The organism is Pseudomonas lyxosi (assembly GCF_047758685.1).
GTDB lineage: Bacteria > Pseudomonadota > Gammaproteobacteria > Pseudomonadales > Pseudomonadaceae > Aquipseudomonas > Aquipseudomonas lyxosi.
Window position 1 is genome coordinate 41,309 of sequence record NZ_CP180481.1, and the last position, 14,309, is coordinate 55,617.

The 14,309-nt window shown below is 59.0% G+C and carries 12 protein-coding genes; 5 read left to right on the top strand and 7 right to left on the bottom strand.

All coding sequences use genetic code 11. The features are described from left to right. Window positions 1–90: 90 nt before the first annotated feature. Both ACMXYI_RS00200 and pcaR read right to left on the bottom strand, forming a co-directional pair. Window positions 91–1,437 (bottom strand): MFS transporter, encoded by a 1,347-nt coding sequence (locus ACMXYI_RS00200; RefSeq protein ID WP_283183301.1) that lies wholly within the window; start codon window positions 1,435–1,437, stop codon window positions 91–93. Window positions 1,438–1,577: 140 nt separating this feature from the next. Beyond that, window positions 1,578–2,420, bottom strand: a complete 843-nt coding sequence (pcaR, locus tag ACMXYI_RS00205) for a pca regulon transcriptional regulator PcaR (RefSeq protein ID WP_415770967.1) — start codon at window positions 2,418–2,420, stop codon at window positions 1,578–1,580. 505 nt (window positions 2,421–2,925) lie between these two features. Between pcaR and ACMXYI_RS00210 the strand changes: the two genes are divergently transcribed. The 3 genes from ACMXYI_RS00210 (at window position 2,926) to ACMXYI_RS00220 (ending at window position 5,153) form a co-directional block, all read left to right on the top strand. Next, complete coding sequence (locus ACMXYI_RS00210) at window positions 2,926–3,054, top strand: hypothetical protein (RefSeq protein WP_415770969.1); 129 nt, start codon at window positions 2,926–2,928, stop codon at window positions 3,052–3,054. 47 nt (window positions 3,055–3,101) lie between these two features. Continuing rightward, the gene (locus ACMXYI_RS00215; protein WP_007935837.1) at window positions 3,102–3,302 is read left to right on the top strand and encodes a hypothetical protein; all 201 of its coding nucleotides are present in this window, start codon (window positions 3,102–3,104) and stop codon (window positions 3,300–3,302) included. 375 nt (window positions 3,303–3,677) lie between these two features. Beyond that, a complete protein-coding gene (locus ACMXYI_RS00220; protein ID WP_415770971.1) occupies window positions 3,678–5,153 on the top strand; it encodes an inorganic phosphate transporter in 1,476 nt (491 codons plus the stop codon). A gap of 144 nt (window positions 5,154–5,297) precedes the next feature. Here the strand turns inward: ACMXYI_RS00220 and ccoM are convergent, their stop codons facing one another. The 3 genes from ccoM to ACMXYI_RS00235 form a co-directional block, all read right to left on the bottom strand. Next, window positions 5,298–5,411, bottom strand: coding sequence for a cytochrome c oxidase subunit CcoM (gene ccoM / locus ACMXYI_RS00225; RefSeq protein WP_415770972.1), 114 nt, complete (start codon window positions 5,409–5,411; stop codon window positions 5,298–5,300). A 144-nt stretch (window positions 5,412–5,555) separates the two neighbouring features. Then, window positions 5,556–5,717 (bottom strand): hypothetical protein, encoded by a 162-nt coding sequence (locus ACMXYI_RS00230; protein ID WP_008074569.1) that lies wholly within the window; start codon window positions 5,715–5,717, stop codon window positions 5,556–5,558. Window positions 5,718–5,817: 100 nt separating this feature from the next. Beyond that, window positions 5,818–6,159, bottom strand: coding sequence for an aspartate-semialdehyde dehydrogenase (locus tag ACMXYI_RS00235; protein ID WP_415770974.1), 342 nt, complete (start codon window positions 6,157–6,159; stop codon window positions 5,818–5,820). Window positions 6,160–6,377: 218 nt separating this feature from the next. Between ACMXYI_RS00235 and rapA the strand changes: the two genes are divergently transcribed. Beyond that, window positions 6,378–9,224 (top strand): RNA polymerase-associated protein RapA, encoded by a 2,847-nt coding sequence (gene rapA / locus ACMXYI_RS00240; protein WP_415770976.1) that lies wholly within the window; start codon window positions 6,378–6,380, stop codon window positions 9,222–9,224. A gap of 191 nt (window positions 9,225–9,415) precedes the next feature. Here rapA and ACMXYI_RS00245 read toward each other — a convergent pair whose 3' ends face one another. Next, window positions 9,416–10,765 carry a spinster family MFS transporter gene (locus ACMXYI_RS00245; RefSeq protein ID WP_415770978.1) on the bottom strand — a complete coding sequence of 450 codons (1,350 nt, stop codon included), beginning with the start codon at window positions 10,763–10,765 and terminating at the stop codon, window positions 9,416–9,418. Window positions 10,766–11,056: 291 nt separating this feature from the next. On the opposite strand from ACMXYI_RS00245, the gene ACMXYI_RS00250 reads away from it, so the two are divergent. Beyond that, window positions 11,057–13,339, top strand: a complete 2,283-nt coding sequence (locus ACMXYI_RS00250) for a putative bifunctional diguanylate cyclase/phosphodiesterase (protein WP_415770980.1) — start codon at window positions 11,057–11,059, stop codon at window positions 13,337–13,339. Here the strand turns inward: ACMXYI_RS00250 and ACMXYI_RS00255 are convergent. Next, window positions 13,230–14,126 carry an NAD(P)-dependent oxidoreductase gene (locus ACMXYI_RS00255; protein ID WP_415770983.1) on the bottom strand — a complete coding sequence of 299 codons (897 nt, stop codon included), beginning with the start codon at window positions 14,124–14,126 and terminating at the stop codon, window positions 13,230–13,232. The two genes, ACMXYI_RS00250 and ACMXYI_RS00255, sit on opposite strands and share 110 nt — an antisense overlap. Between the last annotated feature and the right edge of the window lie 183 nt (window positions 14,127–14,309).

A 14,309-nucleotide genomic window follows, 5' to 3' on the forward strand; every position in this document is an offset into this window, starting at 1 on the left:
CCTGAAAAACGCCAAACAATCCGATAATCGACTGAGTGTTCGTTTATCGAACAGATTGTTGTCTCACTACCGATCCTCTGAACCCTGAGCTCAGGTCGCATCCGCATGGCTGACCATGCCTTTGATCACCACCGCCGTGGTCGCCAATGCCGCTGGAATCACCAACGCTGTCAGCACCTGCTCGAAATTCCAGCCCAGCCCCAGCAGCGTTGCGCCCATCCACGCACCGAGAATCGCGCCAAAGCGGCCAATCCCGAGCATCCACGACACCCCGGTCGCCCGCCCCTGTGTCGGATAAAACCGCGCCGCCAGCGAAGGCATCGCCGATTGCGCGCCGTTGACGCACATCCCGGCCACCAGCACCAACGTCGCCAATAGCGTGATGTTGCCCAGGCTCTGCCCTACCGCGTAGGCAAATACCCCGGCGAATAGATAGAAAATGCCGATAACCTTGTGCGGATTGAACCGGTCCATCGCCCAGCCCACGCCCACCGCGCTCAATACCCCGCCAAACTGGAACAACGCGCCGATGAATGCCGACTGCTCCATGCTCGCGCCGCTGTCACGCATCAGCGTCGGCAGCCAACTGGTCAGTAGATAAACGATCACCAGCCCCATGAAGTAGGTCAGCCACAACAACAAGGTGCCGGTGCTGTAGGTGCCGGAGAAGATCACCGCGAACACGTTGCGGGCCTTCACGGTTTTCTGTTCCGGCACGCTGAAGCTGGAAGCCTGAGCGACGACGGTTGGATCGATGGGAGCCAGGGTCTTGCGCACTTTGTCAGTGCCGCGATTGCGCACGACAAGGTAGCGCGCCGATTCCGGCAGCCAGAACAGCAATACGACGGCGAGGATCAGCGGCAAAATCCCGCCGATCATCAACAGGCTGTGCCAACCAAACGCCGGAATCAGTTTGGCCGAGATAAACCCGCCACCGGCCATGCCGAGGTTGAAGCCGCAGAACATGCTGGTCACCAGCAGGGATTTCTTGCGCTCCGGGGTGTATTCGGACAGCAGCGTCGTGGCGTTCGGCATGCCGGCACCAAGGCCCAGGCCAGTGAGGAAACGCAGCACCAGCAGCTGATCGACGTTGGTGCTGTAAGCCGAAGCCAGGCTGAACGCGCCGAACAACAGCACCGCGCCCACCAGTACGATTTTTCGCCCGAAGCGGTCAGCCAATGGGCCAGAACCCAGTGCGCCAAAGACCATACCGATCAACGCCGCGCTCATCACCGGGCCGAGACTGGCGCGGTCGATGCCCCAATCCTGAGACAGGGCAGGCGCGATGAAACCCATGGCCGCCGTGTCGAGGCCATCGAGGAAAACAATCAGGAAACACAGGATCACCACTCGCCATTGGTAGCGCGAAATGGGTTGAGCATTGATGAAGGACTGCACGTCGAGGCAGTTTCCTACAGCAGACTGAGGCTGGTTCATTATTTTTATTCCACGCAAGAACGCAGTCGGATAGGAGCCAGCCAAGGCTGGCGCTGCCGCGACATTAGTGATCTTGGGGAAAGAGCGTCAATTCGATAAACGCGACTCTGTGCGTTTATCGAACAGCTTAGGCGAAAGGCTTACGCAAAGAGTTGTGCGCTGAGGTCGCGGCTCGCGCTCAGAAGGCCGGGCAGGAAACGTTGTTTCAACTCGTTGCGGCTGACTCGGCCGGCGTGGGTACTGACGTTTAGCGCCGCGACCACTTGGCCGGAAGCGTCGTACACCGGAACGGCAATCGAGCGCAGACCCTGTTCCAGTTCCTGATCGACGATGCACCAGCCTTGCTGCCGCACCTCTTGCAGGCATTCGAGCAACGCCTCGGGGGTGTGCAGGGTTCGGCTGGTCTTGGCTTGCAACTCTGCATGGTCGAGGTACTCGCGCAGTGACGTATCGTCCAGCGCTGCGAGAAGAATCCGACCCATCGAGGTGCAATAGGCCGGCAGACGTCCACCCACCGACAGGTCGACGGAAATCAGTCGCTGGGTGGTGGCCGAACGAGCGATGTACAAGATGTCATCGCCTTCCAGAGTGGCCATGTTGCAGGCTTCATGAAGTTGCTCACTCATGCGGTCCAGGTAGGGCTGGGCGGAAACCGCCAGCGGCGTCGAGGACACATAGGCATGGCCAAGCGTCAGTACTTTAGGCAGCAGCGAATACGTACGGCCGTCGGTGGTGGCGTAGCCGAGTTTGATCAGCGTGTGCAGGCAACGTCGCACAGCGGCGCGGGGAATTTCCGTGCGGTGACTGATCTGGGCGATGGTGAGATGGCGTTTGCGCTCCTGGAACGCTTGCACCACGGCCAGGCCACGGGCCAGGGAGGTCATGAAATCCGGGTCGCCGGTCAGTGCCTGGATCCGCTTGGCGGGCGAGGCAACGATCGGCGGCGCCACTGAAGCGAAGGAATTGCGCATTTGATCGTTCATATAAGGTCCTTTTCCCACACGGTTCAGCGGCTATTACAAGCGGCAGCCGGTCCCTCACACAACCCCGGACAGCCAAGAATGTGCGATTATCGAACCATCGACCGATAATCGCAATCGACTCCCACCAGGACCAGCCGATTATTGAACGGGCTTGCACCCGTTTTTACATTGGCTCTGACGCAGACTAGAAGTGGTCGATGTAATTGTCCTAACTTGTTCGACTTAATGGCGTCAGAAAGACATCACTGTAACGTCGTGCCGCCGAACGACCTAGTTAGCCGTATAAAGTTGCGAGTAACAAAACAATCACACATCAAGACCTACTTTTAACTCTTTGGCGATAGTGTTCTTCGAATCGACCGCTATAATGAAATTCAGTGGTGACCGGTTTTTAATTGCCGATTCCGCCACCCGGTAGCGCGATGTTCCATCGCCGTTACCCGCAGCAAGCGCCTGACACTCATTTCATATGCTTAGCCAAGGTGTTCGCTGAAACAGGAAACTGATGCTGCGTCAGCTATTTATCTCTGGTGTCGTGGCCGCCTGCAACATGGAAGTAATTGATCGCAATGCCGTAAAAAATGATGCCTTTACGGGCCTTGTCCATTCGGCGAGCGTGGTCAAATACATTTGATGCAGCGCGTTTCACCAGAATTAATCTCAACTCAATCAGGTAGCACTGTGACGAAAGACGAACTGCGCGCGGAACTTGAGCGCCAGGAACAACGTTACAAGGAAGTTTACGGCGGGGAAGTCACCACCTACGCCGCTCAGCCCGAACCGGAACGCAAACCCTGGCGTAAACGCGCCACAGTTCAGGATCAGGCTTTCACTCAAGAATTGCAGAAAATGGAAAAGGAACTCAAAGCCGAAGAGCCATAAGCCCTCGGCCTGAATTCTTTCAAGGGTCTGCGTCTGCATCCGTTAAAAGCGGGATGTATCGATGATGCCTTTCGCGCCCGCTACCAGCGGGCAGCGGCCACCTCACCCCCTGGATGAGGCAAATGGCTCATGTCTGGCCCTCTTTTCAAATATTTCACGCAAGCGTAAAACCTCTTGCTCCTACGAGAGGACGCCTTGTGGCTGCGGCCTTTTCAAATAAATTCAATGACTTGCAAAACCCAGTAAAAACCTGGGGCTTGGGCGGCTGCCACAAATTAATTCGTTGAAGAATGTTACCGATGAGCACCTAGTGCATCGATTAGCAGTCTTTTCTGGCATAATCGCGCCCCCTTACGACCGGGTCAGAAAACCTTCATGATCGATTTATTCAGCGGACTAGATGCTTGGGTGCTTGTGAGCCTCTTGCTCGCCCTGGCCTTTGTCCTCGCCTTCGAGTTCATCAACGGCTTTCATGACACCGCTAACGCGGTGGCCACTGTTATCTACACCAAAGCCATGCCGCCTCATCTGGCGGTGTTCTTTTCCGGTGTGTTCAACTTTCTCGGCGTGCTGCTGGGCGGTGTTGGCGTGGCGTATGCCATCGTCCACCTGCTGCCGGTAGAACTGCTGATCAATGTGAACACCGGTCACGGGCTGGCCATGGTGTTCTCGCTGCTCGCCGCCGCCATCACCTGGAACCTGGGCACCTGGTACTTCGGTATCCCGGCTTCCAGCTCCCATACGCTGATCGGTTCGATCCTCGGTGTCGGCCTTGCCAACGCCTTGATCAACGATATTCCGTTGGCTGATGGCGTGAACTGGCAGAAGGCAATTGATATCGGTGCGTCCCTGGTGTTCTCGCCAATGGCGGGCTTCCTGGTCGCCGCTCTGATATTGATCGGCCTTAAATGGTGGCGTCCACTGTCGAAGATGCACAAGACGCCGGAACAGCGCCGCAAGATCGATGACAAGAAACACCCGCCGTTCTGGAACCGCCTGGTGCTGGTCATTTCGGCCATGGCCGTGAGCTTCGTGCATGGCTCCAACGATGGCCAGAAAGGTATCGGCCTGATCATGCTGGTGCTGATCGGTATCGTTCCGGCGCAGTTCGTACTCGACTTGGGCAGCACGACCTACCAGATCGAACGGACTCGCGACGCGACCCTGCACCTGAGCCAGTTCTACAAGCGCAATGCCGATACGCTGGGTGAATTCCTGGCCCTGGGCAAAAGCGTGGAAGGTGACCTGCCGGAGAAATTCCGTTGCAATCCGCAACAGACCGAACCGACCATCACCGCCCTGCTCGGCACCCTTAAAGGTGTAGCGGACTACCACTCGCTGCCGGCGGAAAGCCGCATCGAAGTGCGTCGCTACCTGCTCTGCCTGGACGACACGGCGAAAAAAGTCAGCAAGCTGCCTGGCCTGGCTGCCCGTGAAAAGGCTGACCTGGACAAGCTGCGCAAAGACCTGACCACCACCACCGAATACGCCCCGTTCTGGGTGATTCTGGCGGTCGCCCTGGCCCTCGGCCTGGGTACCATGGTGGGCTGGAAGCGCGTGGTTCTGACCATCGGCGAGAAGATCGGCAAGCAGGGCATGACTTACTCCCAAGGCATGTCGGCACAGATCACTACCGCGAGCCTGATCGGCATGGCCAACATCTTCAGCCTGCCGGTTTCCACCACCCACGTCCTGTCCTCGGGCGTGGCCGGCACCATGGTCGCCAATAAAAGCGGCCTGCAAGGTGGCACCGTCAGAACCATCCTGCTGGCCTGGGTCCTGACCCTGCCAGCCACAGTGGCCCTGTCGGCCGGTCTGTTCTGGCTGGCGTCGAAGGCACTGGGCAGCTGATACATCGCTGCTAAAAAAGGCGCGTTCCGTGAGGTTCGCGCCTTTTTATTGCCCGAATTTCGGTATAGATAGATTTTCAGACACAAAAAAAGGGCAACCGAAGTTGCCCAAAATGCCTTGCGTGCTCATTGCTTCCAGAAAGACCTACGGTTTGCGCTTTTGCGAATCCTTCCAGATAAAAAATCCAAACCCTGCAAAAAACAGAACCATGAGGCCGACTGTCAGCACTCCGGCGATCACCACGTTGTCGAGAAACATGACTGGCCTCCTGCACTTGCCTTGTTGCGATGGGGCTAAGTTAACCAATCAGGCAGGAGAAGAAATTGACCGGGATCAATGTCGCCCGAGACTGGGCGTAAAGGAGGGGAAATAACCGACCTGCATCAACCGATGCAGGGTGTTTCAACGCTTTTTCGGTTTGTTCTTCGGCTTTTTCTTCGCTTTACCCAACGGCATGGCCTGCTCGAACGCCTGGCGTACTTCGTTCAGGCGCTTTTCATTAAGGTCATGAACCCGCTTGGCGCGTTCGGCGTTGAGGTCGATCAGCTTGTCGTCTTGGCTCATGGTGCTCAGTGCATCGCTTGGAATGAAATTCAGTTGCCGCATTTGCAGGCAAGGATGTGCCAATAATGCGGTCTGATGGCAGCGCTGACCAGCCGTGAGCTCAAATCTGGATATCGACCCACAAACCCTGCCGTGGCTGATCTTCCATCAATGGCGCCACCGGCACGGTATTGTCGGCGTTGAGCTCGTCACCGGGAGTCGCCAGGTGCTCTTCAGGATCTTCATCGGCTTCGCGGCGACGCCTTTGCTGTTCCTGTTTGCGGCGCTGTTCCTCGCGCAGCTGAAACGCCGCCTCTTCCGGATCGCGCTGCTGCAGGTCGATGGTGCTTTCGTTGGAGCTTTCTTGCACCGGCACCACGGGAGGAATATCCGGCCGCTGACGAATCGGATCCTGCTGTGAAGTGATTGGCACGGCACTCAAGGGGAGCATCGGTGGCAGCATAATTATTAGTCTCCTGTCAGCAGGCTGTCGGCTGCGGGGATGGCGACTTGAGCCATCGGTCGCAAACTGTGACCCGTTTGGCACGAATAGGTGCCCCATCCCACAAGCGCTGCATCGTTGGACTAACGTAAGACTGCGAGTTTTTATGAGAGTCCTTTGGCCCTGAAGCCCTCATTCCGTTAAGATAGCCCGCTTTTTCAAGGTGGGAGTCAGGCAGCATGGCGCAGCAGTATCAACCGGGGCAACGCTGGATCAGTGACAGCGAAGCCGAGCTGGGTTTAGGCACCGTTCTGGCACAGGACGGCCGCTTGTTGACCGTGCTCTACCCGGCCACTGGCGAGACTCGCCAGTACGCGCTACGGAATGCGCCCCTCACCCGCGTGCGGTTTTCGCCGGGTGACTCGATCACTCACTTCGAAGGCTGGAAACTGACCGTACAAGAAGTCGACGACGTCGACGGCCTGCTGGTTTACCACGGCCTCAACGGGCATAACGAAGTGGTTACCCTGCCGGAAACCCAACTATCGAACTTCATTCAGTTCCGTCTGGCCAGCGATCGTTTGTTCGCCGGACAGATCGACCCGCTGGCCTGGTTCTCCCTGCGCTACAACACCCTGGAACACACCAGCCGCCAGTTGCAGTCCGCGCTTTGGGGGCTCGGTGGCGTGCGTGCGCAACCGATCGCGCACCAGCTGCACATCGCCCGTGAAGTCGCCGACCGCATTGCGCCGCGGGTTTTGCTGGCAGACGAAGTGGGCCTGGGCAAAACCATCGAAGCCGGTCTGGTGATCCATCGCCAACTGCTCTCGGGTCGCGCCAACCGCGTGTTGATCCTGGTGCCGGAAAACCTTCAGCACCAGTGGCTGGTCGAGATGCGCCGCCGCTTCAACCTGCAAGTCGCGCTGTTCGACGAAGAACGCTTCATCGAAAGCGATGCCGCCAACCCGTTCGAAGACACCCAGCTCGCGCTGGTTGCACTCGAGTGGCTGGTGGAAGACGAGAAAGCCCAGGACGCACTGTTCGCCGCCGGTTGGGACCTGATGGTCGTCGACGAAGCGCACCACCTGGTATGGCACGAAGACAAGGCCAGCCCTGAGTATTCGCTGGTTGAACAACTGGCAGAAGTCATTCCCGGCGTTTTGCTGCTGACTGCGACCCCGGAACAACTGGGTCAGGACAGCCACTTTGCGCGTCTGCGCCTGCTCGACCCGAACCGTTTCCACGACCTGCACGCTTTCCGTGCCGAGAGCGAAAACTATCGCCCGGTGGCCGAAGCCGTTCAGGAGTTGCTGGACAAGGGGCGCCTGTCGCCTGAAGCGCACAAGACCATTCACGGTTTCCTCGGCAACGAAGGCGAAGCCTTGCTGGCGGCGGTTAACGATGGCGACATCGAAGCCAGCGCCCGTCTGGTTCGCGAACTGCTCGACCGTCACGGCACCGGCCGCGTGCTGTTCCGCAACACCCGCGCCGCCGTGCAGGGTTTTCCGGAGCGCAAACTGCACCCGTACCCGCTGCCATGCCCCGACGAATACCTCGAACTGCCGCTGGGCGATCACGCCGAGCTGTACCCGGAAGTCAGCTTCCAGGCCCAGCCGGACGCCAACGAAGAAGAACGCTGGTGGAAATTCGACCCGCGCGTCGAGTGGCTGATCGACACGCTGAAGATGCTCAAGCGCACCAAAGTGCTGGTGATCTGCGCCCACGCTGAAACCGCCATGGACCTGGAAGACGCCCTGCGCGTACGTTCCGGCATCCCGGCCACGGTTTTCCACGAAGGCATGAACATCCTTGAGCGTGACCGCGCCGCCGCCTACTTCGCCGACGAAGAATTTGGCGCGCAAGTGCTGATCTGTTCGGAAATCGGCAGTGAAGGTCGCAACTTCCAGTTCTCGCACCACTTGGTGCTGTTCGATCTGCCGTCGCACCCGGACCTGCTGGAGCAGCGTATCGGTCGTCTGGACCGGATCGGCCAGAAGCACATCATCGAACTGCACGTGCCGTACCTGGAAACCAGCCCGCAAGAGCGTCTGTTCCAGTGGTACCACGAAGCATTGAACGCGTTCCTCAACACCTGCCCGACCGGCAACGCCCTGCAGCATCAGTTCGGCTCGCGCCTGCTGCCGCTGCTGGAAAATGCCGATGACGGCGAGTGGCAAGCGCTGATCGATGAGGCCCGCGCCGAGCGCGAGCGTCTGGAAGCCGAGTTGCACACCGGCCGCGACCGCTTGCTGGAACTCAATTCCGGCGGCGCTGGCGAAGGTGATGCGCTGGTCGAGGACATCCTTGAGCAAGACGACCAGTTCGCCCTGCCGATCTACATGGAAACCCTGTTCGACGCGTTCGGCATCGACAGCGAAGACCATTCGGAAAACGCGCTGATCCTCAAGCCGAGCGAAAAAATGCTCGACGCCAGCTTCCCGCTGGGCGACGACGAAGGCGTGACTATCACTTACGACCGCAACCAGGCGCTGTCTCGCGAAGACATGCAGTTCATTACCTGGGAACACCCGATGGTTCAGGGCGGCATGGACCTGGTCTTGTCCGGTTCCATGGGCAACACCGCCGTGGCGCTGATCAAGAACAAGGCGCTGAAACCTGGCACCGTGTTGCTGGAACTGCTCTACGTCAGCGAAGTGGTTGCCCCGCGCTCGCTGCAATTGGGCCGTTACCTGCCACCGGCCGCCCTGCGCTGCCTGCTCGACGCCAACGGTAATGACCTGTCGGCCCGGGTCTCGTTCGAAACCCTTAACGATCAGCTGGAAAGCGTGCCGCGTGCCAGCGCCAACAAGTTCATCCAGGCCCAGCGCGATCAGCTGACGCCACGGATCAACGCCGGCGAAGAGAAGATCTTCCCGCGTCACGCCGAGCGCGTGGCTGAGGCGCAGCGTCGTCTGGCCGCCGACACCGACGAAGAACTGGCGCGCCTGACCGCGTTGCAAGCGGTCAACCCGACCGTGCGTGACAGCGAACTGGTTGCTCTGCGCAAGCAACGCGAGCAAGGCCTGGCCATGCTCGATAAGGCTGCGCTGCGACTGGAAGCGATTCGGGTGTTGGTGGCGGGTTAACTCCCCTGCTCCACCCTGCTAATAAAGAAGGCCCGCAGCGATGCGGGCCTTTTTTTCACATGAGTTTTTATAGTGCTGATCGTTCCCATGCTCCGCGTGGGAATGCAGCCCGGGACGCTCTGCGTCCCTTTCGAGAGCTGGAACGCGGAGCGTCCCTTGCGGCATTCCCACGCGGAGCGTGGGAACGATCGTTACGCAGTGACCGCCGAAGTCTGCGGCTCAACCACCGCCACCAACCCTTCCTTCATCCGCTTGGCATCGCGCACAAAACACCGCGAAGCCAGGAACAGAAACACCATGGTGAAAAACAGCGCCACCGGGATCAAATACATCGCGTCATGCAAGCCGACAGCCTTGAACGCCTCGGTCATCTGTTCAGCACCGGCCGAGAGCATCGCCGTATGCGCAAAGTGGTCGGACAATGCGCCCACCACCACCGGTCCCAAACCACCACCCAGCAAATACAACCCGGCAAAGAACAGCGCCATGGCCGTAGCTCGCAAGCGCGGCTCGACTACGTCCTGAATGGCGGTGTAAACGCAGGTGTAGAAGTTGTAGGCAAACAACCAGCCCACACTGAATACCGCCACAAATACCCCGATCTCGATCCGCCCGGAATGCAGCGCCCAAGCCGTGCACACCGTCGAGATGATCAAGCTGAATGCGGCAAACAGCAGTCGCCCATTGGCCACCCGCTGGTGAATCTTGTCAGCCACCCAACCGCCCAGTGTCAGGCCGAACAACCCGGTCACGCCTACGATTACCCCGGTCGCCACCGCCGCTTCCTGCAACGGCATCAGGAAATAGCGCTGCAGCATCGGCACCAGAAACGAGTTGCAGGCATACGTGGCGAAGTTGAAGCACAGCCCCGCCATCACCAGCCACAGGAAAGTCGGCACCGCCAGCACCCGACGGATCGGCCGGTCTACGCGTTCTTGCGAGACTTGCACACTCTCTGCGGCGCCGCGTTTCGGTTCTTTGATGTAGAACATGAAGATCGCCAGGATCAGCCCCGGCACTGCCGCGATAAAGAACGGCGCGCGCCAGCTGTCGAAGGCCTTGACCATCGCGCCGATGGTGAAGAACGCCAGCAGCAGCCCCAACGGCAGCCCCAGCATGAAGATACCCATCGCCCGTGCCCGGCGGTGGGCCGGGAACAGGTCGCCGATCAGCGAGTTGGCGGCCGGTGCGTAACTGGCTTCACCGATGCCGATACCCATGCGCACGATCAGGAAAGCCCAGAAACTCCCCACCAGTCCGTTGACTGCCGTCAGCCCGCTCCACGCCGCCAGGCCCCAGCCCATCAATTTGCTGCGCGAACCGGTATCGGCCATCCGCCCCAGAGGCAGGCCGGCAATGGCATAAACGAGGGTGAATGCGGTACCGATGATCCCCAGCTGAAAGTCGCTGAGGTGCCATTCCATGCGGATCGGTTCGATGATGATGGCTGGAATGGTGCGGTCGAAGAAGTTGAACAGGTTGGCCAGGAACAGCAGGAACAGAATGCGCCAGGCATTCGCCGCTTGGGTCGAGTTCTGCATGGGTCCGTCTCTTTTATTGTTATTGGGGCTTCACTGCCAACGCATCCGAGCCCGGAACCTGCAATCTAGTCAGGCCCGCCAGAGCTGTCTGTAATTATTCGTAAAGGTGATAGCGCCCCATGTAATGAGGCACCGCCCATGTAACATTTTACTTCTAAACATTCAGCTGCTCATTCCAAAATCATTAAGATCAATATGCCACTACCGCTTGCACTCTGTGCATGGCACCTATACTCCAACGCAATCACCAGGTTCATGGTGTCGGCCAGAAAGATGGATGCGGGGCGTACGATGGAGTGGCCTGCTTTATATTTCACTACCCAACTGCCAGAGACCGGGCAGGTCATACTCAATTGCGCACATAACCCCTTTCTGGTGTTACTGGCCTACGTGGTTGCCTGTGTGGCCGGCTTCGCCACGCTGGACATAACCGAACGGGTTCGCCATGCAGAAAAATCAGCGTCCCAACGTATCTGGTGCTGGGTCGGTGCCGGGTGTCTGGCGGGCGGTATCTGGGCCATGCACTTCATCAGCATGCTGGCGTTCCAGGCGCCGATCGAAATCCATTACCAGCTGCCCATTACTCTGATCTCACTGTTGTTCGCGCTGACGGCCTCGTGGCTGGCGATGCATACCCTCAGCCATCCTCATCTGAATTTCTGGCAATACTTGCGTGCCGCCGTGTGGATAGGCCTGGGCATCGCGACCATGCACTACGTAGGCATGGCCGCCATGCGTTCGAATGCGACGGCCTATTACCAACCCGCCCTGTTTGCCCTCTCCATCGTGATCGCGATTGGCGCAAGCCTGGCCGCATTGTTGATTTCCAGTTACCTGCGCGAAGGCAGCGGTGTGTTACATCAACTACTCAAATACATCGCCAGCCTGGTGCTCGGGGCCGGCATCGTCAGCATGCACTTCACGGGCATGGCGGCGCTCAATCTGGTGCTGCCCGCCGACAGCCTCCAGCCGCTGCCCGCCGAAAACAATCATCTACAACTGGGTCTGACGGTGGCGGTCATGACGCTGCTGATCATCGGCAGCAGCATCAGCGCAGCACTGGCCGACAAGAAGCTGCAAAACAAGGAGAGCGACCTGCAACGGGTCAACGCCCTGCTCAGTCAACTGGACCAGGCGAGGATGTCGTTACAACAGGTGGCGCACTACGACCCCCTGACCAACCTGATCAACCGTCGTGGCTTCAACCAGATTTTTGCCGAGAAACTCATCGAGAAAACCAACGAAGGCGGCATGCTGGCGGTGCTGTTCCTGGACATCGACCATTTCAAGCGGATCAACGACAGCCTCGGTCATGATGCCGGCGACGAATTGCTGAAAGTCCTGTCCAACCACATAAAGTGTTCGGTGCGCAGCCACGACGATGTGGTTGCGCGCTTCGGAGGCGACGAGTTTTGCATCCTCATCGGCCTGCATGATCGTGATGAAGCGCGGCACATGGCCCAGCGCATCATGGCGAAAATGAAGGAGCCCATCGAGCTGTCCGGGCGGCGCATGGTCATGACCACCAGTATTGGTATCAGCTTGTTTCCGCAAGATGGCAAGACCTGTGAAGAGTTGCTGAAAAACGCTGACCTGGCGCTGTATCAGTCCAAGGACAGCGGGCGCAACGGCCTGAATTTCTTCAGCGAAGACCTGAAAACCCGCGCGACGCTGGAACTGCAACTGGAAGAAGAACTGCGCCACGCCCTGCGCGAAAACACTGGACTGATGCTCTATTACCAACCGATCTATGACCTGAAAAACGCTCAAGTCAGCAAGCTTGAAGCGCTGGTCCGCTGGCAACATCCGGTTCACGGACTGCTGGCACCGGACCGGTTCATTGCCATCGCCGAGGCCAACGGCCTGATCGCCGAACTGGACAACTGGGTCCTGCGCAAAGCCTGTGAGGATCTGGGCGAGTTGTCGCGTCAGGGTTGCGAAGAACTCCATATCGCCGTGAACTGCTCGCCCCTGAACCTGGCGCGCGAAGAATTGGCCGATGAAATCGAACACGCCCTGCGGGTCGCCGGAGTGGCGCCGCAGCGGCTGGAACTGGAAGTGACCGAAAATGCGCTGATGGGCAACATCGCCGATACGCTGGTGTTGCTGCGCCAGATTCGTGCCCTCGGCGTGTCGCTGTCGATTGATGACTTCGGCACCGGCTACTCATCACTGGCCTATCTCAAACGGCTGCCCCTCAACACGCTGAAGATCGACCGCTCGTTCATCCAGGACATTCCCAAGGCCACCCAGGACATGGAAATCGTTCAAGCGATCATCGTCATGGCCCACACGCTGCATTTGCAGGTGGTGACCGAAGGCGTCGAAACCCTTGAGCAATACGAGTTTCTGGAGCGTAACGGCTGCGACTTCGTGCAGGGCTACCTGCTCAGTCGTCCGGTACCGCTGGCGCAATTGCGTCCCGTGCTGAGCGAAATCAACCAGCGCAAGCACTCGCACACTGTCAGCCCTTTGAGTCTGGTTCGCGGTACAACTGCACTAATGTCGACGGATCTTTTTCCAGAAAACCCTGGCCCCCATGCAGGCGCATCAGTTGTGCGGCCAGTCCACTGATCGGCGTGGCCGAGCCTTGCTCACGGGAAAACTTCACCGCGGTGTCGAGGTCCTTGAGCAGCGTGCGCACATGCCATTTCACCGGTTCGAAACGGCTTTCGGCCATTTGCGGCCCCAGGATCTGCAAGGGCTTTGAATCGGCAAACCCGCCTGCCAGAGCCTCTGCGATCAGGCTGGCCTGCACCCCGGAACGCTCGGCCAACGCCACCACTTCGGCGATCACCAGCGCATTGCAGGCGACGATCATCTGATTGCAGGCCTTGGTCACCTGCCCCGCTCCGACGGCGCCCATGTGGGTCACGCGCTGGCCGAGGCTCAACAGCACTGGCCTGACGCGCTCAAGATCCGCCGTTTCACCGCCCACCATGATCGCCAGGCTACCGGCCTCGGCGCCGACCACTCCGCCAGACACTGGTGCATCCAGCCAGCTCATGCCGGTTTGGCTGACCAGTGCTGTCGCCATTTCCCGCGTCGCGGCAGGTTCCAGGCTGGAAAAATCCACCAGCAGTTGACCGCTTTTCGCACCTTGCGCAATCCCTGCCGCGCCAAACACCACCTCACGAACCACCGACGTGTCCGCCAGGCACAACATCACCACGTCGGCGTGCTGGCACAGCTCCGCCGGCGTGGCGATCTGTCGTGCACCGGCCTCGACCAGCGGCGCGCACTTGGCTGGATTGCGGTTCCACACCGTCAGCGGATAACCCGCTGCCAGCAGTCGCCGGCACATCGGCAAGCCCATGAGGCCGACCCCGGCAAACCCGAGCGAAGGTAACATTGCCATCATTTGGCCTCCTTTTGATTAAAGATCATCGAATATTGGCCGATTCATCATGACTTAGGAAAGGATTCCCCCGAGCGATGCTCAGGCCAAGGCCCTGACGCTTGGGCCAAATACGCGCTGAAAAAAGACGCGAGATCCCATCCGTGATGGTTCGTCGACATCGTGTCGCTCAACCAACCAGCCCAG

Bases quoted from the DNA above. Each gene is read 5' to 3' on its own strand.
- ACMXYI_RS00250 (WP_415770980.1), top strand. From the start codon at position 11,057: ATGGAGTGGCCTGCTTTATATTTCACTACCCAACTGCCAGAGACCGGG.
- ACMXYI_RS00235 (WP_415770974.1), bottom strand. From the start codon at position 6,159: ATGCTGCCACCGATGCTCCCCTTGAGTGCCGTGCCAATCACTTCACAG.
- pcaR (WP_415770967.1), bottom strand. From the start codon at position 2,420: ATGAACGATCAAATGCGCAATTCCTTCGCTTCAGTGGCGCCGCCGATC.
- ccoM (WP_415770972.1), bottom strand. From the start codon at position 5,411: ATGTTTCTCGACAACGTGGTGATCGCCGGAGTGCTGACAGTCGGCCTC.
- rapA (WP_415770976.1), top strand. From the start codon at position 6,378: ATGGCGCAGCAGTATCAACCGGGGCAACGCTGGATCAGTGACAGCGAA.
- ACMXYI_RS00200 (WP_283183301.1), bottom strand. From the start codon at position 1,437: ATGAACCAGCCTCAGTCTGCTGTAGGAAACTGCCTCGACGTGCAGTCC.
- ACMXYI_RS00255 (WP_415770983.1), bottom strand. From the start codon at position 14,126: ATGATGGCAATGTTACCTTCGCTCGGGTTTGCCGGGGTCGGCCTCATG.
- ACMXYI_RS00230 (WP_008074569.1), bottom strand. From the start codon at position 5,717: ATGAGCCAAGACGACAAGCTGATCGACCTCAACGCCGAACGCGCCAAG.
- ACMXYI_RS00210 (WP_415770969.1), top strand. From the start codon at position 2,926: ATGCTGCGTCAGCTATTTATCTCTGGTGTCGTGGCCGCCTGCAACATG.
- ACMXYI_RS00220 (WP_415770971.1), top strand. From the start codon at position 3,678: ATGATCGATTTATTCAGCGGACTAGATGCTTGGGTGCTTGTGAGCCTC.
- ACMXYI_RS00245 (WP_415770978.1), bottom strand. From the start codon at position 10,765: ATGCAGAACTCGACCCAAGCGGCGAATGCCTGGCGCATTCTGTTCCTG.